Below are 26783 nucleotides of genomic sequence, written 5' to 3' on the forward strand. Positions count from 1 at the left end.
GGCAGGCGGTTGATGGTCCAGGTGGCTGTCATGCAGGGTCTGTCAGGCAGGCAGAGCGTCCGTTGTGATCACAGCTCAAGCCAGGCTTTCACTTTTTCGAGGGCTTTCCAGCCGGGTTTGCGCTCGAGCCCGTCGGCGATCGAGGCCTTGAGTTCACTGGACACCTCTGGGGCCAGGGCCATCACCTGCTGCACCACCTGGATGTGGTCGCGCACGCCCTTGGATTGGGTCTCCAGCAACGCCAGGCTCAGATTGATCCTTGCTTGGGGGTCCTGGCCGTTGAGTTTCACGGCGAAACGTGCCGATCGCAGCGCCTCCTCCGCCTGGTCGCAAAGCAGCTGCAGCCAGGCCAGGCAGGTCCAGCCAGCTGATTGGCGGGGAGCTGCTTCAACGATGCGGGCGAAATCAGGCAGAACCTCTTCGGCCGCGGCGCCGGCCTGATAGCGGGCCATGGCCTGTTCAAACAGGCTGTCCTGGGAAGTCTCCATCAACAGGGAGAGGGCAGTGATCTCCCCTCAGATTCCCACGCGGCTTCGCTCATACGGCGAAGGAACTGCCGCAGCCACAGGTCTGGCTGGCGTTGGGGTTGGTGAAGTTGAAGCCACCACCGATCAGGGCAGTGCTGAAGTCCAGCTGCATTCCGTAGATGTACAGCAGGCTTTTCGGATCACAGATCACCCGGAAGTTCTGGCCATCAGCGGCCACGTATTCGTAGGTCTCGTCGTCGTCGAGGGTGTCTGAGGCGGGCACGAAATCCATCGTGTAACTCATGCCACTGCAGCCCCCGGAGCGGACCCCGACGCGCAGCACTTGGTTCTCACCCTGTTCGCCACACAACTTCGCCAGCTGCTGCATCGCCGGTTCAGTGATCAGGATGCCCTTGCCGTCTTTGGCGGTATGGGCCGGCGCGGTATCGGGGGTGGAAGTCATGGTCGACGCAGGCTCGTGCTCTCACTCTATGAACGCTCGTACATAGAGTCGCCTTAGTTGTCCAGATCTTGTGCGGGTCGCGATCGTTGGTTCCGGCCTCGCCGGCCTCTCCGCTGCAGTTGACCTCGTGGATGCAGGCCATGAGGTGAATCTCTACGAAGCCCGCCCCTTCATGGGCGGCAAGGTGGGCAGCTGGGTGGATGAGGGCGGTAACCACATCGAGATGGGGTTGCACGTCTTCTTTTTCAACTACGCCAACCTCTTTGCCCTGATGCGCAAGGTGGGAGCGTTCGAGAACCTTCTGCCGAAGCAGCACACGCACCTGTTCGTGAACAAGGGGGGTGATCTGCGGGAGCTGGATTTCCGCTTCCCCATCGGTGCACCTTTCAACGGCCTCAAGGCGTTCTTCACCACACCGCAGCTCAGCTGGATCGACAAGCTGCGCAATGCCCTGGCCTTAGGTACCAGTCCGATCGTGCGGGGTCTGGTGGATTACGAGGGGGCGATGCGTACCATCCGAGCCCTTGACTCCGTCAGTTTCCAGGACTGGTTTGTGGGCCATGGCGGCAGCCCCGAAAGCATCCGGCGGATGTGGAATCCAATTGCCTATGCCCTGGGCTTCATCGACTGCGAGGCCATCTCCGCCCGCTGCATGCTCACCATCTTCATGATGTTTGCGGCCAAGACGGAAGCCTCCAAGCTCAATCTGCTGAAGGGATCACCCCATCGCTGGCTGACGGGTCCGATCTTCGACTACATCCAGCAGCGTGGAGGCAAGTTGCATCTGCGTCACCGGGTGAAGCAGGTGGACTACAGCGAGGGTGAATCCCCAGAGATCACAGGCCTGCAGCTGGGAACGCCCGAAGGAGACATCCGTGTTGAGGCTGACGCCTACCTGGCCGCCTGTGATGTTCCCGGGATTCAGAAACTGCTGCCCGAGGCCTGGAACCGTTACCCCCAGTTCAAGGCGATTCATCAGTTGGAGGCCGTGCCCGTGGCCACCGTTCAGCTCCGCTACGACGGCTGGGTGACTGAGCTGGGCGATGCCCAGGAAGCCCAGCGCCGGGATGTGGCAACACCCACGGGGCTCAACAACTTGCTGTACACGGCTGATGCCGATTTCAGCTGTTTTGCCGATTTGGCCCTGGCCAGCCCGGAGGATTACCGCAAGGAGGGAGAAGGCTCCCTGCTCCAATGCGTGCTCACTCCAGGTGATCCCTGGATTCCCAAGTCGGTGGATGAGATCGTGGCCCACACCGACCGCCAGGTGCGCGAACTGTTCCCCTCGGCTCGCAACCTCAAGCTCACCTGGAGCAACGTGGTGAAACTGGCTCAGTCGTTGTACAGAGAAGCCCCGGGCATGGAGCCCTACCGCCCGGAGCAGCGCACGCCGATCCGTAATTTCTTCCTGGCCGGCAGCTATACCCGCCAGGACTACATCGATTCGATGGAGGGGGCCACGATGAGCGGTCATCTGGCAGCGGCTGCCATCCTCGATCAGCCTGCGAAGCTGGCGACCAACGCGGCGGTGGCCTGATGGGACGCTGGCTCGAACACACGGTCACCTCCGAGGTGCAGGCACCGGCCGCCAAGGTCTGGGAGGTCTGGAGTGATCTCGAAGCGATGCCCCGTTGGATGCGATGGATTGAATCGGTTAAGCCCCTGGAGGATCCCGATCTCACCGATTGGACCTTGGCGGCCCAGGGCTTCCGCTTCAGTTGGAAAGCCCGAATCACGCAGCGGGTCGAAGCCCAGCAATTGCACTGGGAATCGGTGGGGGGGCTGCCCACCAAAGGGGCTGTGCGCTTCTACCCCGAAGCCAATGACCGCACTGTGGTCAAGCTGAGTGTGACCTACGAATTGCCTGGGGTCTTGGCACCGCTCATGGAACCCAGCATCCTGGGGGGCATCGTGACCAAGGAGCTCCAGGCGAACCTTGACCGTTTCCGTGACCTGGTGGAAGCAGGCGGCTGAGCGCTGGCTTGCCCCTGTTGCCGTGTTGGTGGTCGTTGGTGGCTGTGGCGGTGAAACGCCAACGGCCACGGTGCTGCCACCGGTTCCAGTGAAACCTGCGCCGCTGCCGGAAACCTCAGCGCCGGCGGCTCCACCGATTGGCCTCACCCCTCTGCCTTCGGCTGAGGATGTGCAGCAGGCCGCCCCCGGCGGACGGGCGGATCCCTTTGGCCCTCTGGTTGTTGTGGAGGCTGCGGATGCTCAGGACCCCACGACCGGCCTCACCCTGACGGGGGTTCTGCTGGTGGGAGACCAGAAACGAGCCATGGTGACCACCCCCACCGGTAGCGGTGTGATCTGTATGGGCTCCGATGGCCGCTGCGGCGAGGATGCTCCGGTGCTGCTTCCGACCGGATGGTCGGTGCTCAGCATCGATGTGGCGCGCGGTTGCATTCGCCTGGCGCTGAACGATGAGCCTCAGGATCCCTTCTGCATCGCCTGAGCGCAGGCTGCGGCTAACCCTTCGAGATCGTGGGGGTTGGCCTCAGCATCCATCCGGCCGAAGCATTGGAGGCAGCTGCGGCTGGTCTGGGGCCCGATCGAAATCACCTTCACCCCCTCCAACCGTTCAGCCCAGCCAGCGCCGAAGCGTTGCTCCAGCAGTTGCGCGGTGTGCTCCGCTGTCTTGCCGCTGCTGAAGGCGATGGCATCGACCCTGCCCTCCTGTAGCGCTACTGCTGTTGGCTCCGGCATCGCGGCGGGGCAGCCGGACTCGTAGGCCGCCACTTCCACCACCCTCACACCGGCCTCACCGAAGGCGTCCGCCAGCAGGGTGCGACCACCGCTTTGAACCCGTGGCAAAAGCATCTTGAGGCCCCAGCCCGAGACTGGGAAGTGATCGATCAAGCTGTCGGCCACGAAGCTCGGGGGCACGAAATCTGCAGCTGCCCCAAGGTCGTCCAGCACCTGCGCTGTTTTGCGACCCACCGCCGCAATCTTGAGGCTGGCGGGGCGTCGGGCTAAGCAACGGCCGAGGCGCTGCAGCCGCTGCTCCACGGCTTGCACACCATTGGCGCTGGAGAACACCAGCCAGTGAAAGCTCTCCAAGTCCTCGAGGGCATCATCTAGGGGCCCCCAGTGGTCGGGTGGTCCGATGACCAGGGCTGGAAGGTCCAGCACCGTTGCTCCACGCTCTTCCAGCAGCTGTCTCGCGGCCCCCTGCTGGTCGGCCGCGCGGGTGACGATCACCGTTCGGCTCTGCAAGGGATGGCTCAAGCCACAGCCTCCCCGTCCAGCTTCACGATCCCCCGCACCTTCTCGCGCAGTTGCTCAGCTGCGTCGGCGCTTCCTTGAGCCTGAAGCAGGTTGATGGCTCGGATGAAGCTGCTGCGAGCGGCGTCGATGTTGCCGCCCAGCAATTGCGCCACAGCATTGTTCTGATGGCACTCGGCGTTGTTGGGATCCAGGGTGAGAGCGCGCCCATAGGCCTCCAGGGCCGCAGCGAGGTCGCCGCGCCTCCGCTGCATCAACCCCAGGTTGTACCAGGCAAGGGCCACTTCAGGAGCCCGCTGGGCGGCGGTTTGGGTGAGGCTTATGGCTTCCTCAAGGTCCCCCTGTTCCATCAGTCGGGCTGCCAGGTTGAGACGCGCTCCAAGACTCACCCGCGTGTCCAGGGGGATCTCCAGGGCTTGCCGGTAGCAGCTCACCGCTTGGGTGGGATCACTGGGGCTTAGGGCCAGGCCCAGATGCAGCAGCAGCTCATAGCGTTCGGCACTGGCCGTTGCGCACTGCTTCAGACCGCTTCGCAGCAAGGGAATGGCGTCTTCGGTCTTGCCTTCGCTGATCAACAGTCCCCCGAGCTTGGCGCTGGCGTAGGGATCACCGGGACGGTGCTTCAGATCGTCTTCCATGGCCTTCCGCAGCCGATCCGCCTTGTCGCTGCCGGCCAGCAGCTCAGGTCGGTAGCCGTCATGGAGGATTGCCGGCTCACTGCAATCGGCGATGCGCCATTGGGGTTCCGTCTCCAGCAGGGTGCGAACGCTGTCGTCGATCATCGAGTGGTACGGCCGGCTCCACCGGATCGAGGGGTGGCGGCGGAACAGACGACTGACGCTGGAATAGGGCGCCATGGCGGCCCCGACTTCGTAGCGCAGCAGGTTGATCACCAGCACATCGGGCTGGGCCATCAGGGCTTTGAGTGCGGGGATGGCCTCAGCGCGCAGCTGCTCGTCCGCGTCCAGCACCAGCACCCAGTCACCGTTAAGAAATTCCAGGGCCGCGTTGCGGGCTGGAGCGAAGTCACCCGGCCAGGTGATCTGTTCAACCCTTGCTCCAGCAGCCTCGGCAATGGCCACCGTGGCATCGGTGGAGCCGGTGTCCACCACCACCATCTCGTCGGCGAAGTCCTGCACGGAGCGCAGACACTCTCCGAGACGCGCCTCTTCGTCGCGCACGATCATCGAGAGGCTGAGCATGGCCGGGCGGCTTGAGGTTGGCGCGAGATTAGATGCGGTTGGCCAGTGCGGTTGGTTGGCGGTGGTCAGTCGGTGAATGCACCGCTGTTGCCAGTTGGCGTAGTTGTGGGGCACAGCGCGGTGAGTACCTGGCGTTGGGCTTCCTGCATCTGGCCGGCGGAATAGGCGGCAGGGCAGCCCCTGGGCAGAAGCGGCTGCAGGCTGTCCCAGAGGTAAGGGCTGCCGTAGATCACCACTCCCGCCAGGCGGTTGAGGGCGATCAGTTGTTGGATCGCTGCGGCCCAGGGTTCTTGGGCATCTCGCCCGGCGCGGAAGGGGTTGCCCCGCAGAAACAGCTGCAGCAGCACCGCTCCATCGCCGAGGCGGTCCAGCGCCAGGGGGGCCTCCGGCTGGCCGCTCCAGGGCGACAGGCCCTCGCCATGCAGCACCACCGAGCGAAATCCCTCGGCTTCAGGGATGCGCAGGGCCGGTGACCAGCCGCTGAGGGCGGCTGCGCTGGGCACCATTGCATCCACGCGCACCAGGTTGATTCCTGCTTCCGGGTGAACCGCTGTACCGCTGACCGTGATGCTGTGACGCACCAGCTCAGCCTCAAGGGCTTGCTCGGCTGCGGTAACGATCGGACCTGAAGGTGTGCTGGTTGGGATCGATGCCAGCGCATGAGCCCGGCGCTGCAGGCTCTCGTCCAACCTCGCGAGGGACAGCCGTCCGCTGCTGAAACCGTCGCAGAGACCATCGATGGCGGCATCCGCATCCGCCGGCATCAGAATCAGGTCGGCCCCGGCTTCAAAGGCCAGCACAGCTGCTTCGGCGGCTCCGTGCCGTGCGCTGATCGCTTCCATCACCAGGGCATCGGTCACCACCAGCCCGTTGAACCCCATCTGGCGCCGCAGCAGATCGGTGAGCACGGTTTTGGAGAGGGTGGCCGGTTGCTGCGGATCCAGTTCCGGCAGCACCAGATGGGCCGTCATCACGCTGTCCACACCTGCGGCAATGGCGGCACGAAAAGGCGGCAGTTCGATCTGATCCAGCCGCTCGCGGCTGTGGGGCAGCACCGGTAGGTCCAGATGGGAGTCGCTGGTGGTGTCGCCGTGGCCGGGAAAGTGCTTGGCGCATCCGAGAACACCCGCTTGCTTCAGTCCCCCCAGGAAGGCCACTGTCAGGGCGCTAGCACTGCTGGGATCTTCACCCCAGGCCCGCACGTTGATCACCGGGTTGGCGGGGTTGTTGTTGACGTCGCAAACCGGGCCCAGCACCCAGTTCAGGCCACAGCGACGGGCCTGTTCGCCGGTGCAGCGGCCATAGCGCTCACTCAAATTCAAGGCCAACTCGGGGTCCCGCTGGTGGAGACGACCAAGGGCCAGAGGCGGCACCAGCCAGCTGGCTCCTTCGAAGCGCTGGCCCACGCCCTCTTCAACGTCGGCGCAGAACAGCAATCGCTGGTCACTCCAGCCCTGCAGTTGCTGGGTGCGTTGCTGCAGTTCCACGGCGCTGCCCCCCAGCAGGATCACGCCGCCCACACCCTCCTGCAGCAGACGTTGCAGTTCGCTGTTCGGCAGCTCCCACTGCGGGTAGCGGCGCTGCTGGTCGCTTTGATGGCCACTGGCCCGCAGCACCAGCAGTTCTGCCACCCGGCGCCGCAGGCTGTCATTCATGAGATTGTCAGCCGGCCGGCTGTTCATCGCTGCCGATCTCTTCATCGCTGCTCGCTGGAATCTCGCCTCGCTGCTGCCGTTCGTCCTCGAGGCGATTCAGCAGTCCCAGCACGGAGGTGCCGCGTTCCAGGCCACGGTCCAGCTGGAACACCACTTCGGGGGCGCGGCGCATCTGCAGCCGCCGCCCCAGTTCTCCCCGCAGGTAGCCGCTGGCGGCCTGAAGCCCCTCGAGTACCTGGTCGCGCTCCTGAGCTTCCCCAAACACGCTCACGAAGATCTTGCAGTGCTGCAGATCGCCGGACACCTCCACTTCGGTGATGCTCACCATGCCCTGGTGCACCCGTTCATCCCGGATGCCGTTGATCATCAGTTCGCTGACTTCTTTGCGGATCAGGGCGGCCACCCGCTCCACTCGACGCCCCTGTGCCATCACGCCATCGGTGCTGAATTCACCATGGCACGCAGCACCAAGGTGAGGCTGATTCCACCGCTGATCAAGGCGCCGATCAAGGCCACGGCCGTGACGGGATTGCTCCGGCGTGCGGCCAGGGGTTCGGCGACGGAGTTCATCACCCCGAGGGTGAAGGCCACCAGATAACGGGGGTAACGGGAGACGTTGAGGAAAAACTCCCGCATGGTTCCGGCGTACTCGCAAATCTGCTGGCTACTCTGCCGGGCCCATGGCTGTTTTGGACATGTTGGAGCTGCATCAATTCCGCCATTCCGCGTTTTGTCTCAAGGTGCGGATGGTGTTGCAGGCCAAGGGGCTGAGTTTCCGCACCGTGGAGGTGACCCCCGGCGTCGGCCAGGTGGCCGTGTTCCGGCTGTCCGGCCAACGGCAGGTTCCCGTGTTGGTTGATGGCGATCAGGTGATTGCCGACTCCAGCGCCATTGCGCTGCATCTGGATCAGCGGGAGCCGGACCCTGCCCTGATTCCTCTCGATCCGCGCCAGGCCGCCCAGGTGCATCTGCTGGAGGACTGGGCCGACACCACGCTGGCGATGGCGGGCCGCTCCTCTCTGGTGCAGGCCGCGGCGCTCGATCCCGAGCTGCGGGTTGCTCTGCTGCCTGACGATCTGCCCGACCCCGTGCGTTCGGTGATGGGTGTGATCCCCGGCGGTTGGGTCAGCAACATCACCGAACTGGTCAACCAGAAGGAGCGCACCGAGCTGCTGGCCAGCCTGGAGCAGCTCGCCACATCTGTGCAGGCCAGCCCCTGGTTGGTGGGCGACAGCATGACCTTGGCCGATATCGCCGTCGCCGCTCAGTTGTCGCTGCTTCGCTTCCCCTCCTCTGCAGGCTCAGCCCTGGCAGGCAGGGGGGTACCTGGGCTGAGCGATCACCCCAAGCTGCAGCCGCTGTTCCAATGGCGGGACCAGATTGAACTCAAATTGATGGAGCGGACCCTGGAAGAGGTGTGAAGCGCAATTGGTAGTGGTGCTGGGCGATGGCCTGATCCCGGAGACTCTCACCAGGTGAGGCATAGCGTCCTTGCCATTGTTCGGCGCAGATGTCCTCGCCGCAGCGTTTGTATCGGCTCAGGGTTTCGATCCGGCTCAGCCGCGGCGGGCCGGGGGCATGCAGGATCTGCAGCACCAATTCATCGGCCAGGAAGGTGTTGGCGCTCGTGCTCTCCTGGCGGCGGCCCGTCACCGTGGTTTCGAGATAGATATCGCCTTTGAGTCGCGCGACTTGGCGGTTGGCGGAGTCGGGGTCTTCTTCGACCCCCAGCAGCTGCTCCCCGAGCAGGGCACGACCGATGGCCATGGCATTGAAGCTGCGATCGCCGATCAGTCGACCGCGCCGGTCGGCTTGGAACCGTGCTTGATGCAGCAGCGGTGGATCGTCTGGGGCATCGAGATCAACGCTCTCCACCTGCCACAACCCAGTAAACCAGTCGGGATAGATCAGGTCGTCTCGATTCGATGGCCGCGGCAATGGTGCCGGCAGGCTCCAGTCGGGCCAACTGTTCAACCTCTGTTCAAGGCTTCCCTGAGCCCAGGCGGGCCCGCCACTGAGCAGGATGGTGAGGCCGATCAGCAGCATCCATAACCGCCGTTCCATGTCTGATCCTCTGATCCGTGCCCTTGATGACTTTGTGGTGCTGGAGCCCGGCAAGCCGGAGCAGCTGCTGAGCGCTGCCGACACGTTGACATGGCTGAGCGGTTGGTTGCGCAGCCTTGATCAGTTGCCGGCCGATCTGGCGGATCAACCCGATGTGGAATCTGCGGCGCAGCGTTTGATCGATACGGCCTGTGATTTGGAGATCAGCCCCGGGTTGACTGTGCAGTGGTTTGCGGTGCGGTTGGAGCCGCCAACTGCATGAGTTCAGTCGGTTCGGCGTTGGGTCGGATCCTTCAGCAGGCTTGGCAGCAGTTGCAGAATCCCGTCAGCCACGGTCTCTGGAGTTTCCTCGTTGATCACCACCGTTAGATCGGCTTCGGCATAGAGGGGACGGCGCTCGTTCAACAGCGCGTTGAGAGCCGCCTCAGGATCAGCGGTCTGCAGTAGAGGGCGCTCCGTGCTGTCGGCGTTCAGCCGTTGCAGCAACTGATCGGGAACCACATCGAGCCAAATCACGATGCCGCTGTGCAGCAATCCCCAGTTCTCCGGCTGGGTCACCACACCGCCGCCGGTGGCCACCACCAGGGAGTGGCGCTGACTGATGGCACTGAGCACCTGGCTTTCCAGGCTGCGGAAGCCTGCTTCGCCATCCCGATCAAAGATCTCTGGAATGCCGCAGCCCGCCGCCTGTTCGATCACGGCATCGGCATCCACAAAGCCGTAGCCCAGGCGTTCGGCCAGGGGGCGGCCAGTGCTCGTCTTACCGCTGCCCATCATTCCCACCAGATAAAGGCTGCGCCCGGCAAGACGCTGCTTGAGGGTGAGGGTGGAATCCGCCATGGCTCGGAAACGGCATTAGCTCATTAGGATGCCTCGCGGCCGGAACGTCACATGACTGAAACGAAGTCACCAGCACGGCACGGCCAAGGTCGTGGTTGTGTCATCACCAGGAGGGCCTGCTTCAGTGCCAGCCATCGCTATTGGCTGCCCGAGCTGTCGGCCGATGACAATGCCGCCCGTTTCGGGCCCTGCGCTCTGGCTCCTGGCCATGGCCACAACTACGAGTTGATTGTTTCCATGGCTGGCGGCCTGGACGCTGACGGCATGGTGCTCAACCTTTCGGAGGTGAAGCACGCCATCCGCAATGAGGTGACGGGCCAGCTCGATTTCCGCTTCCTCAATGAGGCCTGGCCGGAATTTGACGTTTCCACCCCTGCAGGTTGCCTCCCCACCACCGAGGCCCTGGTGCGGGTGATTTGGCAACGCCTCAGCCCTCATCTGCCGATCACGGCGTTGCGCCTCTACGAACAACCGGGCCTTTGGTCCGACTATCTCGGACATCCCATGGACGCATTCCTCACCATCCGCACCCACTTCGCCGCCGCTCACCGACTGGCCCGCCCGGAGCTCAGCCAGGAGGAGAACGAAGCGATCTACGGCAAGTGCGCCCGTCCCCACGGCCATGGCCACAACTATTTAGTGGATGTGACCGTGCGCGGTGAGATCGATCCCCGCACCGGTATGGTCTGCGACCTCTCCGCGTTGCAGCGCCTCGTGGATGATCTGGTAGTCGAGCCCTTCGATCACACCTTTCTCAATAAAGACGTGCCCTTCTTTGAGGAGTGTGTTCCCACGGCAGAGAACATTGCCCTTCACGTCGCTGATCGTCTCTCCAGCCCGATCAAGGCCATCGGCGCCAGCCTCCACAAAGTGCGGCTGCAGGAGAGCCCAAACAATGCGGCCGAGGTCTACGCCGAAACACCGCAACTGGAGATGTCTCCGGCTGCTCTCGATGCCGTGGCTGCCGTCTGATCGACGGCTTGATGCCACAACGCCCCACCTCTTCACGCCCCTTCGTTCGGCTGGTGCTGGCCATCAGCCTCGATGGCCGTTTGGCTCCGCCAGACGGGGGTGCCGCCCAGCTGGGAGGGGAGGGTGACCGTCGCGCTCTGGAGCAGGCGCTCGCCTGGGGGGATGCCTGCCTGATCGGTGCCGGAACACTGCGGGCCCATCAGTGCACCTGTTTGATCCGTGACCCTCAGCTGCTTGAGCAACGCCGCCTTGAGGGGCGGGCGGAGCAGCCGGCTGCTGTCGTGGTGAGCCGATCCCCCGACTTCTCGAGCACCTGGCGTTTCTTTGATCAACCGCTTCAACGTTGGCTGCTGGCTCCTGAGCCTGTGGATCAAGGCTTTGATCGTTGGTTGCCTTTGGCACCAACCTGGCCGGAGCGGCTCAATGCGCTTCGAGCAGCTGGGCTTCAGCGTCTGGTGCTCCTGGGTGGCGCCCAACTCAGCGCCGATCTGTTGCAAGCCGATTGCGTCGATGCGCTTCAGCTCACCTTGGTGCCCCAGCTCCTGGGCGGCCGCTTCAGTTGGCTGCCTTGCACCGATGCGCGCTTGCCAGCTGCCTTGATGCAACCGGGTGCTTGGCAGTCCGATGGCGCTGAGGATCTCGGGGATGGGGAGTGGCTTGTTCGCTACCAACGGATCCGCTCGGAAACACCCTTGCCGCCCTGATCAGCCCATGCAGCTCTCTGGTTAAGGTCATCCCACAAAGGCCAAAGGCACCGTCGCAATGACGTCACTCACGGCCCGCTGGCATCGCTCCATTAACGAGATCCCAGAGCAGCAGTGGAACAGCCTGGTGGGAGCTGACGCGATCCCTTTTTACCGATGGAGCTGGCTGGAGGCTTTGGAAAGCTCAGGCAGCACCATCCCCAAGCAGGGCTGGCAGCCACTGCATCTGGCCCTCTGGCGCGATGACACGCCGATTGCGGTGGCTCCGCTGTTCCTCAAGGGCCACAGCTATGGCGAATTTGTGTTCGACCAGACCTTTGCCCGTCTGGCGGCGGATCTGGGGCTGCGCTACTACCCCAAGCTCCTGGGCATGAGTCCGGTCAGCCCCGTGCTGGGCTACCGCTTCCATGTGCGATCTGGAGAAGACGAGGCTCTGCTCACCCGGGAGTTGCTGCGGGCGATCGATCGCTTCTGCGAACACAACGGCATCCTCAGCTGCAATTTTCTCTATGTGGATCCGCAGTGGCGGCCCCTGGCGGAGGCCGCCGGCTGTGCCGCCTGGCTGAATCAGCAAAGCCTGTGGAATCGCGGCGACGACAAGAGTTTTGAGGATTACCTCAAGGGCTTCAATGCCAACCAGCGCCGCAACATCAAGCGGGAACGCAAGGCTGTAGCCAAGGCTGGGATCACCGTGACACCCCTCAGCGGCGACCAGCTGGACCTAGCGCTGTTGCAGACCATGCATCGCTTCTATGAGCAGCACTGTGCTCGCTGGGGACCGTGGGGCAGCAAGTACCTGGAGGAGGGTTTTTTTGAAGCGTTGGCACGGCTGCATCGCGATCAGTTGGTGCTCTTTTCAGCCCATCGCGGTGACCCGCGCGATCCGGTGGCGATGTCGATGTGCGTGCAGGACGGTCGTCAGCTCTGGGGCCGCTACTGGGGCAGCCATGAGGAGGTTGATTGTCTTCACTTCGAAGTCTGTTACTACGCTCCGATCGAATGGGCCCTGGCTAATGGCATCGTCAGCTTTGACCCTGGAGCTGGCGGCAGCCACAAGCGCCGGAGAGGCTTTGTCGCACGTCCCCACGCCAGCCTGCACCGTTGGTATCAGCCCCAGATGGATCAATTGATTCGCACCTGGTTGCCCAAGGTGAATGGCTTGATGCTGGAGGAGATCGAGGCCATTAATGCAGAGCTGCCCTTCAAAGCTGAACCTCCGGCCTTGGCTTTGTAGGTTGAAGGCATGACCACCACCCCGGAAGCACCGGCCTCCACCGCTGCGGCGATGGATGCTCTGGATCAGCGACTGTCCCAGCGGTTCATCGCTCTGGATCCCAGTGGCTATTTCTTGATCAAGCTGGATCGTGAAGCCGCCCAACTGGTGCTGGAGCATTACGGCAACACCATCGATGACAAGGGGTTGGCCAGGGATTCGGAAACCGGTGAGGTGTTGCGCTGCGACGGCGGCAATGCTCCTCGCCGTCCCTCAGCTGTCTATCGCGGCAATACAGCCAAACAGCTGGGCATTCAGCTCACGGAAGGTGAAGACCCACACCCGGTCAGTCGTCTCGACCATGCCCTCTATCTGGGGAGGGAGTTGCAGAAGGCCGAGCAGTGCCTGCGCGACGGCACGGTCTACGTCCAGGACTAACGATCAGGCTGGCTGCAGTTCTTTTGCTGCCGTGGGTTCCTCCGGTGGAAGCGATTCCAGTTGTTCGCGGATTTCCTGCTGAACGATCGAGCGGTACTCGAGGAAGTGCTCGTTGTGAGCTAACACCACCAAGAACTGCTCTAGCAGGGCGGGGTTATGGCGGGCCATGCCAAACATGTACTTCCAGAAGCGGCTGCGGGTGTTGCGTTTGATTCCCTGGCGCCAGACAACTGTGCTCAAAGCCTTGATGTCAATCCAGGTCGGCAGCTTGGCGGCAGTTTTCCAGCGGGGCGCGCCCATCTTGAGGTAGTAGCTGTAGACCCGATCCATGTAGGCGTTGGGTTCGTAGAGCGCGCAGAACGCTTCCACGTACTCGTTGGCGATGTCCCGAATGGGGCGGGTGGGTTCGAAGTTGAGCAGGTTGGTCTGATTCACCCCCTTGGCGGCGTCTTCCCCCTGAATCAGGCGACCTTCCCGCTCCAGTCGTGCCCAGAGAGCTGTCTTGGGCAGAGCCTGAAGCATGCCCATCATCGCGGCGGGGATGCCGGTGCGGGTTACGAAGTCCACGATCCGGCGACCTGCGCCATCCTTCTCGCCGTCGAAACCGATGATGAAACCCGCCATCACGCGGATGCCGTTGGCGGTGATCCGATCCACGGCGGCATCGAGTGGGTTGCGCGTGTTCTGCACCTTGCGGGCCGTTTCGAGGCTGGCTTCGTCCGGAGTTTCGATGCCCAGGAAGACGCTTTCAAAGCGGGCGTCGTGCATCATCCGCATCATCTCTTCGTCGTCGGCCAGATCCACCGAAGCTTCGGTAGCGAAGCTGAACGGGAATTGCCGTTCCTCTTGCCAAGTGCGGATCTGCGGCAGTAGCAGCTTGGCGTTGCGCTTGTTGCCGATGAAGTTGTCGTCCACCAGGAAGATCGAGCGCCGCCAGCCCAAGTCGTAGAGGTACTGCAGCTCAGCCACCAGCTGCTCAGGGGTCTTGGTGCGTGGTTTGCGGCCGTAGAGAACGATGATGTCGCAGAACTCACAGTTGAAGGGGCAGCCCCGCGAGAACTGAACGCTCATTGAGTCGTAGGCCTCGAGCTGCAGCAGGTCGAAGCGGGGAATCGGCGTGGAGGTCACATCTGGCTTGTCGCCATTGGAGGTGAAACGGCCACTTGTCTCGCCCCGTTCAAGGGCGTCCAGGAACATCGGCAGGGTGATTTCTCCCTCATCAAGGATCTTGAAATCCGCCAGATCCAGTTCCGGCGCATCCGGTGTGGAACTGGCGTAGGGGCCACCGATGGCCACAGGAAGACCTCGCTGTTTGGCCTTTCCGATCTGAACGGCCATGTCGTCCTTCTGGACGATCATCCCTGAGATGATCACGAGCTCGGCCCAGTTCCACTCCTCCTCCGTCACCTCCCGCACGTTTCGGTCCACCAACTTCATCTCCCACTCCTGGGGAAGAAGTGCTGCCACGGTCACCATCCCCAGAGGAGGCAGAAGCACCTTCCGGTTGACCAACTCGAGAATTTTCTCGTAACTCCAGAAAGTCTTCGGGAACTCTGGGTAAACAAAAAGAGTGCGCATGACCTCGGGCGTTGGTGGATTGTCGTCCGGTTGGCCCGGCTAGGGATACCTCTCAATAGGTATCAGCTGTTCACAAACCCTAAGCGCAATGGCCTGAACCCAGGCCAGTGGGTGATCTAATGGTGGTCACCTCCGTACTTGCACATGGGCGTCGGCATCTATCTCGGCCTGGTTGGTTCCGGTCTGGTGACGGCTTTTGTGCTCACCAAGCTGCTCAAGGGAATCAAGCTCATCTGAGCGGTTCCAACGTCTTCGTACCTCGTTTTCGCATCCAGAGCACAGCCACAGCAGCGCTGAGGCCACCGGTGATTGCGAAAGCCGTGGAGAGGCTGCTGCACATCACCATCAGGGCAACGATCAATCCACTCAGTCCGCCTCCGCCCAGGAAGGCGATCTGGCTGAGCCCAGCCATGCGACCGCGCATCACCTGCGGTGAGCCGATCTGACTGATCAAGTTGCAGCTGCTCAGCAGTCCGGCTGTGCCGGCGCCGATCAGAAAGGCCATGGCCAGGCTGAAGACAGGCCCTGGCGTCCGGGCCATTCCCAGCTGGGCCACCGCGGTAATCAAGCCAAAGCCCCCGAGGGTGAGGAAAGGGCGCCGGCAGAAACGCTGGCTGTTGCGTTGCAGCACCAGGCCGCCCACGATGCTTCCGCCCGCCAGCACGCTGGTGAACAGCCCCAGATCCGTGGGCTTGGGCCCCAGTTGATCGAAGGCAATCAATGGGGCCAGTCCCGGGTGATAGAACCCGATCAGACACAGCACCGCGGTGAAGCTGAGCACCCCCTGCAGGGTGCTGCCGCAGTGGCGCCAGGCATTGAGCAGGCTGGCGTCTTGGCCGCCCCTGCTGCGCACTTCCCGTTCCCGATTCGGGTTGAGCAAGAACATCACACTGGCGATTGGCAGCAAATAGCTGGCAGCATCAATGCCCAGGGCCCAGGCCGGGCCAGTGGCCGCCAGCAACAACCCGCCGATCGGGGGACCCACCAGCTTGCCCACGTTGAACACCACCGAAAAGCTGGTGAGGTAGCCCGCCAGTTGGTCAGGGCGTTCCACCAAAATTGAGCAGTACTTGTTGCGGGCCGTCAGCTCGTAGGCGCCGGCGATTCCCACCAGCAGCGTGCTGAACAGCAGCAGCAGCACCTGGGCTGTGCCTTCCAGCAGGGGGATCGCCAGGGCCCCCAGGCCAGAAGCGGCCAGCAGTGCCCATTGCGCCTGAACCAGCACCTGTTCACAGCCAACGCGGTCGGTGCGCACCCCCGCTGGACCACTCACCAGCAGTGTGGGCAGCGATAGCGCTGCGAAGTTCAAGGCCAGCACGAAGGGATCCACGCCCCCTTTCATCAGAATCCAGCCCTTGGCGGTGATGCCGGCGAAAGAACCCGCCGTGCTCATGCCGGAGGCGATCAGAAAAAGCTGGCGTTGCTGTTCGGCCCGCAGTTGGAGGAGGATCAACCCTGGCGTCTCGCTGCGGCCACCATCGCGCGGGCACCAACAATCCGCCCGCCGAGGTCGTAGATGTCGGCCCCGGTGATCTCCACCGGCACCAGGCTGCCCGGCGCGGCCTGCTGACCATCGTCGCCGGGTTGCACTCGCACTTCACCGTCCACTTCGGGTGCAAAGCGGGCGCAGCGACCGATCATCTCGCCGGTTTGCGGGTTGTGCTGTTCGATCAGCACGTCAACAGTGCGCCCTACCCAGCGGCTGTTCCGTTCCGCCGAAATGGGTTGTTGTAGAGCCATCAGGGCATCCTTGCGGGCCTGAGCTACCTCGGGATCGACGCGATCGGGCAGGTCGGCAGCTGCCGTGCCGTCCTCCGGCGAGAAGGTGAACACACCCACGTGATCAAAGCGCTGGCGCTCGAGGAAGCCCATCAGGTGCTGGAAGTGCTCCTCGGTTTCGCCGGGGAACCCCACGATCAGCGTGGTGCGCAGCACCGCGTCGGGCAGTTGGTCGCGGATCTGATCCAGCAGGCGGTCGTTCACATCCGCCTGCCAGGGGCGGTTCATCGCCCGCAGCACTTCCGGATGGCTGTGCTGCAACGGCAGATCCAGATAAGGCACCACATTGGGCACCTCCCGGTATGCCGCCAGCACATCTGGGGTCAGCCCGGTGGGGTAGGCGTAGTGCACCCGGATCCAAGGGATTTCCACTTCGCCCAGGGCCCGCAGCAGTTCCGCCAGCTTGGGTTTGCCGTAGAGGTCAAGGCCGTAGTTGGTGGTGATCTGGCTGATCAGGATCAGCTCCTGCACTCCCTGTTCCGCCAGTTGGTGGGCTTCGGCCACGATTGATTCGATCGGTCGGCTGCGCTGATCTCCCCGCAGCTTCGGAATGATGCAGAAGGCGCAGCGGTAGTCGCAGCCTTCAGCCACCTTGAGGAAGGCCACTGCTTGGTCGGTGGTGCGCTGGCGCGGCAGGTGTTCGTCACCCACAAAGGTGGGAACGGCGCTGACCTGGTTCACCCGCTCGCCCGCTTCCACCCGCTGCAGCACATCCACGATGTGCTGGTAATCGCCGGTGCCCACGATCGCTTTGGCCTCGGGGATCGACTCCAGCAACTCCTCCTGGAAATGCTGGGCCAGGCATCCCGCAATGATCAGTTCCTTTCCTTGTTCCGCTAGTCCCACAAGGGTGCGCACCGATTCCTCGCGGGCGTCCTGGATGAAGCTGCAGGTGTTCACGACCACTACGGCGGCATTGCTCTCATCGGTGCTGACGCCGTAGCCCGCTTCCGCCAGCAGCCCCACCATGTGTTCGGTGTCCACTCGATTCTTCTCGCAGCCCAGGTGGGCGAAGGCGACCGTCGGTTTCGTCGGGGTGCTTGTCATCACGTCGCCGGCAGGCCAAAGATCAGCCTACGAAGCGGCCTGATTACTCCAGAACTGACAGAATCCGATCACTTGAAGATCAAGGATGGGCACCACCCGTCTCGTTAGCCGTCGCCGCCAGGATTCCGGCGCCAAATGGGCTCGCATCGCCATGGCGGTGCTGGCCACCGCGGGGCTGATCGACACCGGTTCGATCACCCTGAAGCGATGGGGTTTGCTCGGCAATCTCACCTGTCCGATGGGTGCCGACGGTTGCGACAAGGTGCTCAACAGCGCCTGGGGGACGGTCTTCGCCGGGATTCCGTTGTCGATGGTGGGGGTGCTGGCCTACGGCGCCGTGCTGCTGATGGCGTTGCTGCCCTTGTTGCCAGGCTTGCAGGAAAACAAGAGCGACCTGTCACGCCGCACCTGGTGGGGCTTGTTCACGGTTTCCCTGGCCATGGCTGTCTTCAGCGGTGTGCTGCTGGGGGTGATGTTGCTCAAGATTCAGGCCTTCTGTTTCTTCTGCGTTCTCTCCGCTGGGCTTTCCCTGGCCCTGTTCGTACTTTCCATCGTTGGTGGCGGTTGGGACGACTTGGGGCAGCTGCTGTTTCGCGGCGTTCTTCTGGCCCTGGCGGTGCTGTTGGGGGGCTTGATCTGGGCGTCAGTGGTGGATCCGAATCGGCCCGAGACCGTGGCCACCGGATCCGGCGTCTCACCTGTTGTCACCACCGAGAGCACGCCAGCTTCGATTGCCTTGGCTGAGCACCTCACCAGCAGCGGCGCAGTGATGTACTCCGCCTACTGGTGCCCCCACTGCCATGAACAGAAGGAATTGTTCGGCAAGGAGGCCTCCGATCAGCTGAAGGTGGTGGAGTGTGCGCCGGATGGTGAGAACAACCAGGCCGACCTTTGCCGCAGCAAAGGATTGGAGGGTTTCCCCAGCTGGGAGATCAACGGCAGCATTGATTCCGGGGTGAAAGGGCTCGACGCCCTGGCGGAACTCAGCGGCTACAAGGGCGACACCGACTTCTGAATCAGGGAGGCTCTTAGTCCCGGACGGCACGGGTAACGATGCCCCGCTGCCGTTGCTGCCGGGAATGCTGCATCCATTGCGGCAGCGGGGCGGGAGCATCACTGCGGTAGTGGCCTCCTCGGCTTTCTTCGCGAAACATGCAGGCCTCCAGCATCAGACGGCTGGTCAGCAACCTGTGGTGGAGATCCAGCAATAGGTTCAGATCGCGTCGGCTGCTTTCAGCTAAAAGCCTGGGGGCACAGGGATCCTCCTGCAGGAGGGCTCGCAGCAGTGCCTGCTGCTCCAGGTTCTGTTCGTCGGTCTTCACTTTGCCGATGGCCTGGCGCAGTCCAACGGCGGATCGTTCCACCCCCGCCCGTTGCCAGCAGAGCTGTCGAAGCTGCTCGATGGCGTCGATCAAGTGCGAGCTGCTGCCGCCGTCAAGGTCCAAAGCGAGCTTTTGCGATGTGCCTTGGGCTCGGGCCGTTGGGATCGGCCCGAGCTCGATCTCTTTGAGGCGATGGGCGAACACCAGGCACTCCATCAGGGAGTTGCTGGCGAGTCGGTTGGCGCCATGCAGGCCAGTACAGGCCACTTCGCCCACGGCATAGAGCCCGGGCAGCGTGGTTGCGGCCTGCAGGTCTGTGGCCACCCCTCCCATCCAGTAGTGGGCGGCTGGGGCCACGGGGATCGGCCGTTCCAACGGATTCAGTCCGAGTTCGTCGCAGCGGTCCAGGATTGTTGGAAAGCGTCGCTCCGCCTGGTCGCGTGGGATGGCGGCGAAGTCGAGCCACATCTGTTTTACCTGCTGCCGCTGCATGGCCTGCATCAAGGCTCGGCTCACCTGGTCCCGCGGTGAGAGGTCGCGTTGGGGCAGATGGGCCACAGGGCTGCCCCCGAGTGCATCCACCAGCACCCCGCCCTCGCCACGAACGGCTTCGGAGATCAGAAAGCAGGGGGCGTCATCCAGGCGGATGGCCGTTGGATGGAACTGGACGAATTCCAGATCTTCCACGGCTGCGCCCGCCTGCCAGGCGAGGGCGATGCCTTCGCCGCAGGCCTGGGCAGGGTTTGTGGTGTTGGCGAACAGATGGCCACCTCCGCCGCTGGCCAGCACCACGGCGCGGGCTTCGATTCCGTGAAGATGTGCCCCATCCAGCACCTGTACGCCGCAACAGCGCCCATCGCGCACCAGCAGCTGCGTCACGCGAACGCCGCGGCGGTGCAGCAACCCCGGCCTCTGCTCTACACGATCCCGCAGCACATCCACCAGGGCTCGCCCGGTGCGGTCTTGCACATGCAGCACTCGTCTGTGGCTGTGGGCTGCTTCCAGGGTGGTGGCCAGGCCGTCCTGATCCCGGTCGAAGGCCATCCCCAGCTGCCCCAGGCGCTCCACGCAATGGGGTGCCTCCTGCACCAACAGCCGTACCGCATCGCCATCACAAAGGCCTGCTCCAGCCAGAACGGTGTCCTCCGCATGGCTTTCGGCGCTGTCCTCTTTGCGGGTCACCGCTGCGATTCCCCCCTGGGCCCAGCGGCTGCACGAACGCCGTCCTGTGTTGCGGTTGAGCAGCAGCACCTTGAGCCCATGGGGCAGATCAAGGCAGGTCATCAAGCCAGCCGCCCCGGCACCGATCACCACCACGTCCCAGGGACCTGAGGGGATGGGGTCAGAGCTGCGGGGCTGTGCCATCAAGGGGACAAAAAAACCGCCGGTGGTCCGGCGGTTTAACCAGTCACAACCAGTGTGACGGAGTTAGGAATCAGCGGTACTGGCCGTCATTGATGCGGTCGTCGCCCTCGTTCAGAGCAATGGAGGGAGGGGTGACGGTGAAGTTGTCGCGGTATTTCGCGAATAGCTCCTGCTGACGCTCGGTCAGGTCAAGCGACAGCACGTCGTCGACGCTGTCGTAAGGACCACCCAGAACGATCTTTCCAGCCATGGTCGGGTACATCCCGGGGAACTGCTGGAAACGCCGCACTGAGGAATTGTTCAGGTCAACCTTCCCTTCACGTTCAGCGATCTTGTCGTCAACAACGTTGCGGATCACGTTGCCGGAATACTTGTCGCGAAGGTCGTCTTCGGCGTGGACGCTGCTGGGAAGCACAAGGCCTGCCATCAGACTTGCCATCACCAGGGCGCCGGTCAGCCAGCTCAGAAGCCGCTTCATCTCAACTCTCGATCAGGGGGGTCGGAACGGGTCGACCGGCGGTGCCGGCTCCGGAAGACTACAAGTCGTTGCACCGTTCAAGCTCCTGAATCGGTGGAGCTTTTGCAGTTCGTTTCACTCGATCAGGCCACTGAGCCCGGGCTGCAGCAAGGCTGAAAGCAGGAACAAGCCGTCCACCCACAGGGTGGTGATTAAGACAGCAGCGGCCATGGATCCAGCATCACCCGCGAAACCGCTGCTGTTCTTGCTCAGGCGACGCCCAGCCATCAGCACAAGGACTGCTGAAATCAGCAGGGTGGCCAGAGGAAGGGGCTGGAGCAGATGCAACCCCGCTTGATGCAGCAGCAGCGGCGCTTGATCCAGGGAGGCGGTCACCACCGCGGGCCAGAACTGCATCACTCCGGCAGCCGCCATGGCCAGGTCTGTACAAGCTGTGCCCACCAGGGACGACAGATAAAACGTCGCGGCCAGGCGCCAGCGCCCCTGTAGGCCGCCCAGGGCCACAGGCAAAGCGAAGGCTTCAACCGGTAGATGCAGAACTGGATGGGCTCGTAGCCATCCCCAGAAAATGCAACCCGCGAGCCAGCTGCCGCTGAAACCCACCAGTAGGGAACCCAGGTCGGATGCCGTCTGGGAGCGGCTCTGATGCAAGACGAGGCCGGCTGCAATCAGAACTGCAGTGAACAACGTGGCCGAAAATGGATCCAGGCGCACCCACGGAGCTTGAAGGAACACCGGCAGCACCACCATTGCTGCGGCAATACGGGCCACGGGGAAGGACCACGACCGAACGGGGGCTGAGGTTTGCCAGGTGCCGCCGATCAAATGTCCTTTGTGAAGAAAGTCACGGAACCTTAGAAGACATCTCCAAGTGACGCGGCCGACATGCCCGCTTCGCCTGCTGGGGATACCGTCAAAGCGACATACACACGTTGATGGCGGACCCCTCTGCATCCCTCACCCTGCTTGAGGCCTGCTGGCGTGATCTGGTGTTGGGGGTGGTGCAAGGACTCACTGAATTTTTGCCGATCAGCAGTACCGCTCATTTGAAGGTGGTTCCTGAGCTTTTGGGTTGGGGCGATCCGGGTGTTTCTGTAACCGCCGCCATTCAGCTGGGCAGCGTCGTTGCCGTCATCGCCTATTTCCGCACTGATCTCAGCCAGGTGCTGCGGGGTATCAGCCGCGCCTTTCGCTATGGCCAGTGGCGTGAACCCGAGGCGCGTCTCGGGTTCGCGATGGTGGTGGGAACCCTGCCGATTTTGCTGATCGGTTTAGGAATCAAATTCGCCTGGGCTCAGGGCTATGAACAGTCACCCCTGCGCAGCGTTCCCTCGATTGCCATCGTCTCGATCGTGATGGCGCTGCTGCTGGCCCTGGCTGAACGGGTCGGCGCTCGGCGTAAGCAGCTTCCAGTTGTTTCAGGCCGTGATGGCCTTCTGGTGGGACTGGCCCAGGCGCTTGCGTTGCTCCCGGGGGTGTCGCGTTCCGGGAGCACCCTCACCGCGGCGCTGTTCGACGGTTGGCAGCGTGCTGATGCAGCCCGGTTTTCCTTCCTTTTGGGTATTCCCGCCATCACCATCGCGGGTCTGGTGGAGCTCAAGGATGCTCTGACCGCTAGCCCTGGCACCGGTCCCCTTCCGTTGCTGGTCGGAATTGGTTCGGCTGCAGTGGTGTCGTGGCTGGCGATCGATTGGTTGCTGAACTTCCTGCAGCGCAACAGCACCTGGCTCTTTGTCGCCTACCGGCTGCTCTTCGGGCTGCTGCTTCTGGTCTGGTGGGGCGTTTACGGCGCACACTGAGTTCAGATGAAGTCGGCTTGTGTGGAATGAGCCATCCGCCGGGGTTGCTGTTGCAGCTCTGGATCCAACTAGCAAAGGTCGTCAACCGCAGCCAGCGGTCGTGGCGTCCGTGGAGTCCGGCTCGATTGGGGAGGAGCTGGGTTTTGAGCCGGGCGATCAGTTGCTCAGCATCAATGGCATTCGCCCACGCGATCTGATCGATTACCGCTACCTCTGCGTGGAGGAGGAGCTTTGCCTTGAGGTGCGTGATGCAAAAGGTGCGCTGCATCAGGTGGAGCTTGAAAAAGATGCCGATGACGGCCTTGGGCTGGCCTTCACCGAGGCTCTTTTTGATGGCTTGCGCCAGTGCAACAACAACTGTCCGTTCTGTTTCATTGATCAGCAGCCCCCTGGGCGGCGCGACAGCCTGTATCTCAAAGACGACGATTACCGGCTGAGTTTTCTTTATGGCTCCTATCTGACGCTCACCAACCTGGGCGAGGCCGACTGGCAGCGGATTGAGGAGCAGCGCTTATCGCCTTTGTTTGTTTCGGTGCATGCAACGGATCCCGAGCTGCGCTCACGACTGCTGGTGAATCCGCGTGCTGCCCAGGTGATGGACCAGCTCGCCTGGTTTGACCAGCGTGATTTGCAGATCCATGCCCAGGTGGTCGTTTGCCCAGGGCTGAACGACGGTCCTGCCCTGGAGAGAACGCTGAATGACCTCGCCGCCTTCGCGGCAGGCCCCTGGCCGGCGGTGCTGTCTGCGGCGGTGGTGCCGGTGGGGCTCACCCGCTTCAGGCCAGCGGACGACGGCTTGGTTCCTGTGGATCCGGACTGCGCCCGCAGGGTGATTGCTCAGGTGGAACCCATGCAGCAGCACTTCCAGGAAGTATTGGGCACCCGTTTTGCTTGGCTCTCCGATGAGTGGTACCTGGTGGCGGGATTGCCTTTGCCTCCCCGGGATAACTACGAGGATCTCCCGCAGCAGGAAAATGGCGTGGGCAGCATCCGTGCCTTCCTTGAAGCGTTGGATGCTGCAACTGAGGATTTGCCCAGCGTCGTCCCTGGGCCCCGTCGTTGCAGCTGGGTGGTCGGACAAATCGTGGCTCAGGCGTTGCAGCCTGTGGCTGAACGGCTGAATGCTGTTGATGGCGTCGAGTTTCATCTGATCGGGTTGCCGAGTCCCTATTGGGGGCAGGAGCAGGTGGTGACCGGACTGTTGACGGGACAGGATCTGCTCACTGGCCTCAAGGGCCAAGAGCTGGGCGATGAGCTGCTGCTCCCGTCGGTGATGCTGCGACAGGGGGAGCCCGTCTTCCTGGATGACATGACCCTGGAAGCCCTCGCCGCGCAGCTTCCGGTCCCCATTCAGATCGTTCATGGGGCGGCTGACGTCGTGGACTCAGTTTTGGGTGTCGTAGGAAAAAGTCCCTAAGCTCCGTCAAAGGTTTTTGATTGCTGTGCGCCGGATCACTGCGGGTATCTGTCTCGTTGCGGGTGTCGTTTCCACCGGTGTTCCCTCTGCGCTCAGCCAGGAGACTGCGCAGTCTGAGTCGGTCTTGGTCGACCAGGCAACGCTCCCGGATGCGATTGATCTGAAGGGTGCTCGTCCCAAGGCAGACCCCTCTGCGATGGCTCCAGCAATGGATGCTTTGCCTGCATCCCTCCAACCGCTGGTTGCTCCCCCAAGCCTGGCTCTCCCCGATGCGCCGTCTCAGGTGCGCATCCATGAGCTGCGCCCGCTCACGCTCGAAGAAGCCGTACAGCTGGCGGAGTTCAACAGCCCGAAGCTCAAAGCTGCGGCCAGTCAGGTGGATCAGGCCAAATCTGCACTGCGTGCAGCCATTGCTTCGTGGTATCCCACCGTCGACCTTTCGGCCAGCGGACTCCCCGAATATTTCAAGTCGTACTCCTACCGAAATCCAGACTTCGTCCCCGATCGGGTCGTGCAGAAACCCACGGGTCAGATCAACCCCGCAACTGGTGAGGAGATAACCCGTCCTGAGACACGAGATGGATACAACGAGCGCTATGGCCGCGAGTGGCGCGCCAACGTCAGCCTTCAGGTGAGCTGGGATTTGATCAATCCGGCCCGGGTTCCTGAAATTGCGGCAGCTCGGGATCGGTTTGAGCGAGCCGGGGATGCCTACTTGATCGCCCTTCGTGATCTTCGTTTGGAGGCGCAGCAGGCTTACTTCGATCTGCAGCAAGCCGATGAAGGGGTGCGCATTGGCCAGGCTTCTGTCAAAGCATCATTAGTCAGCTACCGAGATGCCAGGGCGCGCTTCAATGCAGGCGTGAACACGAAGCTAGAGGTTCTGGAAGCTGAAACCCAACTCGCGCGTGATCGCAACACTCTGACGACAAATCTTGGACTTCAAGATCTTCGGCGCCGCAATCTCGCTGCTTCGCTTGACCTTCCTCAGGACGTCACACCGACGGCTGCAACGCCCGCACGTCCTTTGGGGCTCTGGGAGCCTTCATTGCAGGAAAGCATCGTTGCTGCCTACAACTACCGCGAAGAGCTAGATCAGCTCATTCTTGATATTTCGATCAATAACAGCCAGGCCAATGCCTCTCTGGCCGCTGTTCAGCCTGTTCTTCGCTTTGTGAACTCCACCACGGCGTCCCGCTCAGAAGGACAGAGCGGTCAGACGTCGCTGAGTGACATCGATATGGGTGATTTCACCTATGGGGTGCAGAACAGTACGTCGCTCAGGGCGAGCTGGCGCTTGTTTGATGGTGGTCGCGCTCGTGCTGACTATCGGCGTGCCAAACAGGCCGCTGAAGAGAGTCGCTTCAACTTTGCAAGAACCCGTGATCGGATCCGGCTTGAAGTGGAGGAAAGCTTCTTTGGCTTGCGTTCGGCAATCCAGAGCATCGACACCACAGCGATCGAGGTTCTTTCATCACGCGAATCACTGCGCCTCTCGAACCTGAGGGTTCAGGCAGGTGTTGGCGTCCAAAGAGAGGTGGTCAACAACCAGCGTGATCTCACCCAAGCAGAGTTGAAATACGCCCGTGCGATCAAGGATTACAACAGCAGCCTGGCGCAGCTGCAGCGGCGCACAGGCCTGGATGCCTTGATTGCCTGTAACGCAGTCTCACTGTCGGGAACCAAGCAGGAACCTGATCAAGAACCCATTCCGATTGAGCCAACGCCACTCAAGGCCGCCTGCCCATCGATCGCGTCTGTCGGCTCGTCGGTGACTCAAACTGATAGCAGTCCTGTTCAGCCTCTGTGGTGACGTTGGTGCTCAGTGACGATCAACTGGGCGCTGTTCATCTGTTGCTGGATCGCATTCGTGCTCGTCAGCTGCAGGACTTTGGTCGGATCAGCTCGGATGTGAAGCCTGATGGTTCGTTAATTACCGACTGCGATCGCTGGAGTGATGGAGCCTTGGTGGAGGGGTTGGCCAGCATCGCCCCTGGGGAGGGTGTCCTCAGTGAGGAGGGATCAAAAACAGTTCCCACGACTCGGGCTTATTGGGTGGTGGATCCCCTGGATGGAACCACCAACTTTGCGGCCGGCATTCCCTACTGGGCGATTTCGGTGGCGCGCTTCGTCGATGGTCGTCCCAGTGAGGTTTTCCTGGATGTGCCAGCGCTTGACCAACGCTTTGTCGCTTTGCGTGGACGCGGTGCCACGCGAAACAATCAATCGCTCACTTCGGAGACCCGAGCCTTGGCCACCAGTGCTTGTGTTTCGCTCTGCAGCCGCTCGATTCGTGTCCTGCAGCGCAAACCTGATCAGCGCTTCCCAGGAAAGATTCGTCTGCTGGGTGTTGCCAGCCTCAATTTGGTGAGTGTTGCGATGGGTCAGACCATCGCTTCACTGGAGGCCACGCCCAAAATCTGGGATCTTGCGGCGGCATGGTTGGTGCTTGATGAACTGGGCTGTCCGATCCGCTGGTTGGATGCGGATCCTGCGCAGCTCTCCCCGGGAGAAGACGTCGCTGAACGCGGATTCCCGATGTTGGCGGCCGGTTCATGGGCCCATTTGGCGCGTTTTCTTCCCTGGGGAGAGGCTCTGGTGCAGCGCTGAAATGTCGCTATTGCATGTGTGAAGGTTGTGGTGTTATGGTTTTGTCTTGCGCGGGAGCCGAGAGGCTGTTGCGCAAGCCGAAGCGCTTGAGGCGAAAGTCTTGATGTGTCTGCGGCGACTTACAAGACCAAGAGGGAGCGATCCC

30 protein-coding genes are annotated in these 26783 nt (G+C 62.4%); 15 read left to right on the plus strand and 15 right to left on the minus strand.

Annotation, left to right across the window (positions count from 1 at the left end):
- Positions 1-68: 68 nt before the first annotated feature.
- Both FZZ90_RS12185 and FZZ90_RS12190 read right to left on the minus strand, forming a co-directional pair.
- Positions 69-488, minus strand: a complete 420-nt coding sequence (locus FZZ90_RS12185) for a hypothetical protein (RefSeq protein WP_226415129.1) — start codon at positions 486-488, stop codon at positions 69-71.
- A 49-nt stretch (positions 489-537) separates the two neighbouring features.
- A complete protein-coding gene (locus FZZ90_RS12190) occupies positions 538-930 on the minus strand; it encodes an iron-sulfur cluster assembly accessory protein (RefSeq protein ID WP_226402901.1) in 393 nt (130 codons plus the stop codon).
- A 70-nt stretch (positions 931-1000) separates the two neighbouring features.
- Here FZZ90_RS12190 and zds point away from each other — a divergent pair, with 70 nt between their 5' ends.
- From zds to FZZ90_RS12205, 3 genes are read left to right on the plus strand one after another with little or no spacing between them, the layout of a single operon-like run.
- Positions 1001-2467 carry a 9,9'-di-cis-zeta-carotene desaturase gene (gene zds / locus FZZ90_RS12195; protein WP_226426051.1) on the plus strand — a complete coding sequence of 489 codons (1467 nt, stop codon included), beginning with the start codon at positions 1001-1003 and terminating at the stop codon, positions 2465-2467.
- Positions 2467-2904, plus strand: a complete 438-nt coding sequence (locus FZZ90_RS12200; protein WP_226426052.1) for an SRPBCC family protein — start codon at positions 2467-2469, stop codon at positions 2902-2904. The genes zds and FZZ90_RS12200 overlap by 1 nt, the downstream gene beginning before the upstream one ends.
- On the plus strand, positions 2867-3385 hold the full coding sequence (locus FZZ90_RS12205; RefSeq protein ID WP_226426053.1) for a hypothetical protein: 519 nt from the start codon (positions 2867-2869) through the stop codon (positions 3383-3385). Before FZZ90_RS12200 ends, FZZ90_RS12205 begins: the two co-directional genes overlap by 38 nt.
- Here FZZ90_RS12205 and FZZ90_RS12210 read toward each other — a convergent pair.
- The 5 genes from FZZ90_RS12210 to FZZ90_RS12230 all read right to left on the minus strand — a co-directional run bounded on the left by FZZ90_RS12210 (position 3361) and on the right by FZZ90_RS12230 (position 7648).
- The gene (locus FZZ90_RS12210; protein ID WP_226426054.1) at positions 3361-4158 is read right to left on the minus strand and encodes a uroporphyrinogen-III synthase; all 798 of its coding nucleotides are present in this window, start codon (positions 4156-4158) and stop codon (positions 3361-3363) included. The genes FZZ90_RS12205 and FZZ90_RS12210 overlap by 25 nt on opposite strands.
- Positions 4155-5357 carry a glycosyltransferase family 2 protein gene (locus tag FZZ90_RS12215; protein WP_226426055.1) on the minus strand — a complete coding sequence of 401 codons (1203 nt, stop codon included), beginning with the start codon at positions 5355-5357 and terminating at the stop codon, positions 4155-4157. The genes FZZ90_RS12210 and FZZ90_RS12215 overlap by 4 nt, the downstream gene beginning before the upstream one ends.
- A gap of 65 nt (positions 5358-5422) precedes the next feature.
- Positions 5423-7039 carry a glycoside hydrolase family 3 N-terminal domain-containing protein gene (locus tag FZZ90_RS12220; RefSeq protein WP_226426056.1) on the minus strand — a complete coding sequence of 539 codons (1617 nt, stop codon included), beginning with the start codon at positions 7037-7039 and terminating at the stop codon, positions 5423-5425.
- A complete protein-coding gene (gene rbfA / locus FZZ90_RS12225; RefSeq protein ID WP_226426057.1) occupies positions 7020-7442 on the minus strand; it encodes a 30S ribosome-binding factor RbfA in 423 nt (140 codons plus the stop codon). The genes FZZ90_RS12220 and rbfA overlap by 20 nt, the downstream gene beginning before the upstream one ends.
- Positions 7442-7648, minus strand: a complete 207-nt coding sequence (locus FZZ90_RS12230; RefSeq protein WP_186495423.1) for a DUF751 family protein — start codon at positions 7646-7648, stop codon at positions 7442-7444. The genes rbfA and FZZ90_RS12230 overlap by 1 nt, the downstream gene beginning before the upstream one ends.
- 59 nt (positions 7649-7707) lie before the next feature.
- Here FZZ90_RS12230 and FZZ90_RS12235 point away from each other — a divergent pair, with 59 nt between their 5' ends.
- Positions 7708-8433 (plus strand): glutathione S-transferase family protein, encoded by a 726-nt coding sequence (locus FZZ90_RS12235; RefSeq protein ID WP_226426076.1) that lies wholly within the window; start codon positions 7708-7710, stop codon positions 8431-8433.
- Here FZZ90_RS12235 and FZZ90_RS12240 read toward each other — a convergent pair.
- On the minus strand, positions 8399-9076 hold the full coding sequence (locus FZZ90_RS12240; RefSeq protein WP_226426058.1) for a DUF6816 family protein: 678 nt from the start codon (positions 9074-9076) through the stop codon (positions 8399-8401). The genes FZZ90_RS12235 and FZZ90_RS12240 overlap by 35 nt on opposite strands.
- On the opposite strand from FZZ90_RS12240, the gene FZZ90_RS12245 reads away from it, so the two are divergent.
- A complete protein-coding gene (locus tag FZZ90_RS12245) occupies positions 9075-9338 on the plus strand; it encodes a chlororespiratory reduction protein 7 (RefSeq protein WP_226426059.1) in 264 nt (87 codons plus the stop codon). The genes FZZ90_RS12240 and FZZ90_RS12245 overlap by 2 nt on opposite strands.
- A 2-nt stretch (positions 9339-9340) precedes the next feature.
- Here FZZ90_RS12245 and FZZ90_RS12250 read toward each other — a convergent pair whose 3' ends face one another.
- Positions 9341-9916, minus strand: coding sequence for a shikimate kinase (locus FZZ90_RS12250; protein WP_226426060.1), 576 nt, complete (start codon positions 9914-9916; stop codon positions 9341-9343).
- 51 nt (positions 9917-9967) lie between these two features.
- Here FZZ90_RS12250 and FZZ90_RS12255 point away from each other — a divergent pair, with 51 nt between their 5' ends.
- From FZZ90_RS12255 to FZZ90_RS12270, 4 genes are read left to right on the plus strand one after another with little or no spacing between them, the layout of a single operon-like run.
- The gene (locus FZZ90_RS12255) at positions 9968-10888 is read left to right on the plus strand and encodes a 6-carboxytetrahydropterin synthase (RefSeq protein WP_226426061.1); all 921 of its coding nucleotides are present in this window, start codon (positions 9968-9970) and stop codon (positions 10886-10888) included.
- 11 nt (positions 10889-10899) lie between these two features.
- Entirely contained in the window at positions 10900-11592 is a 693-nt protein-coding gene (locus FZZ90_RS12260) for a dihydrofolate reductase family protein (RefSeq protein ID WP_226426062.1), read from the plus strand.
- Positions 11593-11650: 58 nt separating this feature from the next.
- Positions 11651-12826, plus strand: coding sequence for a GNAT family N-acetyltransferase (locus FZZ90_RS12265; protein ID WP_226426063.1), 1176 nt, complete (start codon positions 11651-11653; stop codon positions 12824-12826).
- A 9-nt stretch (positions 12827-12835) separates the two neighbouring features.
- A complete protein-coding gene (locus FZZ90_RS12270; protein WP_226426064.1) occupies positions 12836-13243 on the plus strand; it encodes a DUF4346 domain-containing protein in 408 nt (135 codons plus the stop codon).
- Positions 13244-13246: 3 nt separating this feature from the next.
- On the opposite strand, the gene FZZ90_RS12275 is transcribed toward FZZ90_RS12270, so the two are convergent.
- Positions 13247-14821 carry a B12-binding domain-containing radical SAM protein gene (locus tag FZZ90_RS12275; protein ID WP_226426065.1) on the minus strand — a complete coding sequence of 525 codons (1575 nt, stop codon included), beginning with the start codon at positions 14819-14821 and terminating at the stop codon, positions 13247-13249.
- Between the two features lie 144 nt (positions 14822-14965).
- Between FZZ90_RS12275 and FZZ90_RS12280 the strand changes: the two genes are divergently transcribed.
- Positions 14966-15058, plus strand: coding sequence for a hypothetical protein (locus tag FZZ90_RS12280; protein ID WP_011365270.1), 93 nt, complete (start codon positions 14966-14968; stop codon positions 15056-15058).
- Here the strand turns inward: FZZ90_RS12280 and FZZ90_RS12285 are convergent.
- Together FZZ90_RS12285 and rimO are read right to left on the minus strand one after the other, a co-directional pair.
- Positions 15051-16274, minus strand: a complete 1224-nt coding sequence (locus FZZ90_RS12285; protein WP_226426066.1) for an MFS transporter — start codon at positions 16272-16274, stop codon at positions 15051-15053. The two genes, FZZ90_RS12280 and FZZ90_RS12285, sit on opposite strands and share 8 nt — an antisense overlap.
- Positions 16271-17647, minus strand: coding sequence for a 30S ribosomal protein S12 methylthiotransferase RimO (rimO, locus tag FZZ90_RS12290; protein ID WP_226426067.1), 1377 nt, complete (start codon positions 17645-17647; stop codon positions 16271-16273). Before rimO ends, FZZ90_RS12285 begins: the two co-directional genes overlap by 4 nt.
- 85 nt (positions 17648-17732) lie before the next feature.
- Here rimO and FZZ90_RS12295 point away from each other — a divergent pair, with 85 nt between their 5' ends.
- Positions 17733-18662 (plus strand): vitamin K epoxide reductase family protein, encoded by a 930-nt coding sequence (locus FZZ90_RS12295; RefSeq protein ID WP_226426068.1) that lies wholly within the window; start codon positions 17733-17735, stop codon positions 18660-18662.
- 13 nt (positions 18663-18675) lie between these two features.
- Here the strand turns inward: FZZ90_RS12295 and nadB are convergent, their stop codons facing one another.
- From nadB to FZZ90_RS12310, 3 genes are all read right to left on the minus strand, one after another.
- Positions 18676-20334: an L-aspartate oxidase gene (gene nadB / locus FZZ90_RS12300; protein WP_226426069.1), complete on the minus strand. Its 1659-nt coding sequence runs from the start codon at positions 20332-20334 to the stop codon at positions 18676-18678.
- Positions 20335-20404: 70 nt separating this feature from the next.
- Positions 20405-20812 carry a photosystem II complex extrinsic protein PsbU gene (gene psbU / locus FZZ90_RS12305; protein ID WP_186493929.1) on the minus strand — a complete coding sequence of 136 codons (408 nt, stop codon included), beginning with the start codon at positions 20810-20812 and terminating at the stop codon, positions 20405-20407.
- A gap of 114 nt (positions 20813-20926) precedes the next feature.
- A complete protein-coding gene (locus tag FZZ90_RS12310) occupies positions 20927-21637 on the minus strand; it encodes a DUF3120 domain-containing protein (protein ID WP_226426070.1) in 711 nt (236 codons plus the stop codon).
- Positions 21638-21747: 110 nt separating this feature from the next.
- Here FZZ90_RS12310 and FZZ90_RS12315 point away from each other — a divergent pair, with 110 nt between their 5' ends.
- The 4 genes from FZZ90_RS12315 to FZZ90_RS12330 are packed head-to-tail and all read left to right on the plus strand — an operon-like array spanning position 21748 to position 26638.
- Positions 21748-22611 (plus strand): undecaprenyl-diphosphate phosphatase, encoded by an 864-nt coding sequence (locus tag FZZ90_RS12315; protein ID WP_226426071.1) that lies wholly within the window; start codon positions 21748-21750, stop codon positions 22609-22611.
- Positions 22612-22630: 19 nt separating this feature from the next.
- The gene (locus tag FZZ90_RS12320; protein WP_226426072.1) at positions 22631-24028 is read left to right on the plus strand and encodes a TIGR03279 family radical SAM protein; all 1398 of its coding nucleotides are present in this window, start codon (positions 22631-22633) and stop codon (positions 24026-24028) included.
- A 25-nt stretch (positions 24029-24053) separates the two neighbouring features.
- Entirely contained in the window at positions 24054-25841 is a 1788-nt protein-coding gene (locus tag FZZ90_RS12325) for a TolC family protein (protein ID WP_226426073.1), read from the plus strand.
- Positions 25835-26638 carry an inositol monophosphatase family protein gene (locus FZZ90_RS12330; protein WP_226426074.1) on the plus strand — a complete coding sequence of 268 codons (804 nt, stop codon included), beginning with the start codon at positions 25835-25837 and terminating at the stop codon, positions 26636-26638. The genes FZZ90_RS12325 and FZZ90_RS12330 overlap by 7 nt, the downstream gene beginning before the upstream one ends.
- Positions 26639-26783: the final 145 nt, after the last annotated feature.

It is taken from the genome of Synechococcus sp. MU1617 (genome assembly GCF_020514235.1).
Taxonomy (GTDB): Bacteria; Cyanobacteriota; Cyanobacteriia; order PCC-6307; family Cyanobiaceae; genus Parasynechococcus.

Bases quoted from the DNA above. Each gene is read 5' to 3' on its own strand.
- FZZ90_RS12230 (WP_186495423.1), bottom strand. From the start codon at position 7,648: ATGCGGGAGTTTTTCCTCAACGTCTCCCGTTACCCCCGTTATCTGGTG.
- FZZ90_RS12250 (WP_226426060.1), bottom strand. From the start codon at position 9,916: ATGGCGGATTCCACCCTCACCCTCAAGCAGCGTCTTGCCGGGCGCAGC.
- FZZ90_RS12255 (WP_226426061.1), top strand. From the start codon at position 9,968: ATGACTGAAACGAAGTCACCAGCACGGCACGGCCAAGGTCGTGGTTGT.
- FZZ90_RS12270 (WP_226426064.1), top strand. From the start codon at position 12,836: ATGACCACCACCCCGGAAGCACCGGCCTCCACCGCTGCGGCGATGGAT.
- rimO (WP_226426067.1), bottom strand. From the start codon at position 17,647: ATGACAAGCACCCCGACGAAACCGACGGTCGCCTTCGCCCACCTGGGC.
- nadB (WP_226426069.1), bottom strand. From the start codon at position 20,334: ATGGCACAGCCCCGCAGCTCTGACCCCATCCCCTCAGGTCCCTGGGAC.
- FZZ90_RS12185 (WP_226415129.1), bottom strand. From the start codon at position 488: ATGGAGACTTCCCAGGACAGCCTGTTTGAACAGGCCATGGCCCGCTAT.
- FZZ90_RS12200 (WP_226426052.1), top strand. From the start codon at position 2,467: ATGGGACGCTGGCTCGAACACACGGTCACCTCCGAGGTGCAGGCACCG.
- FZZ90_RS12275 (WP_226426065.1), bottom strand. From the start codon at position 14,821: ATGCGCACTCTTTTTGTTTACCCAGAGTTCCCGAAGACTTTCTGGAGT.
- FZZ90_RS12280 (WP_011365270.1), top strand. From the start codon at position 14,966: ATGGGCGTCGGCATCTATCTCGGCCTGGTTGGTTCCGGTCTGGTGACG.
- FZZ90_RS12265 (WP_226426063.1), top strand. From the start codon at position 11,651: ATGACGTCACTCACGGCCCGCTGGCATCGCTCCATTAACGAGATCCCA.
- FZZ90_RS12220 (WP_226426056.1), bottom strand. From the start codon at position 7,039: ATGAACAGCCGGCCGGCTGACAATCTCATGAATGACAGCCTGCGGCGC.
- FZZ90_RS12215 (WP_226426055.1), bottom strand. From the start codon at position 5,357: ATGCTCAGCCTCTCGATGATCGTGCGCGACGAAGAGGCGCGTCTCGGA.
- FZZ90_RS12190 (WP_226402901.1), bottom strand. From the start codon at position 930: ATGACTTCCACCCCCGATACCGCGCCGGCCCATACCGCCAAAGACGGC.
- FZZ90_RS12260 (WP_226426062.1), top strand. From the start codon at position 10,900: ATGCCACAACGCCCCACCTCTTCACGCCCCTTCGTTCGGCTGGTGCTG.
- FZZ90_RS12240 (WP_226426058.1), bottom strand. From the start codon at position 9,076: ATGGAACGGCGGTTATGGATGCTGCTGATCGGCCTCACCATCCTGCTC.
- rbfA (WP_226426057.1), bottom strand. From the start codon at position 7,442: ATGGCACAGGGGCGTCGAGTGGAGCGGGTGGCCGCCCTGATCCGCAAA.
- psbU (WP_186493929.1), bottom strand. From the start codon at position 20,812: ATGAAGCGGCTTCTGAGCTGGCTGACCGGCGCCCTGGTGATGGCAAGT.
- FZZ90_RS12245 (WP_226426059.1), top strand. From the start codon at position 9,075: ATGTCTGATCCTCTGATCCGTGCCCTTGATGACTTTGTGGTGCTGGAG.
- FZZ90_RS12295 (WP_226426068.1), top strand. From the start codon at position 17,733: ATGGGCACCACCCGTCTCGTTAGCCGTCGCCGCCAGGATTCCGGCGCC.
- FZZ90_RS12315 (WP_226426071.1), top strand. From the start codon at position 21,748: ATGGCGGACCCCTCTGCATCCCTCACCCTGCTTGAGGCCTGCTGGCGT.
- FZZ90_RS12235 (WP_226426076.1), top strand. From the start codon at position 7,708: ATGTTGGAGCTGCATCAATTCCGCCATTCCGCGTTTTGTCTCAAGGTG.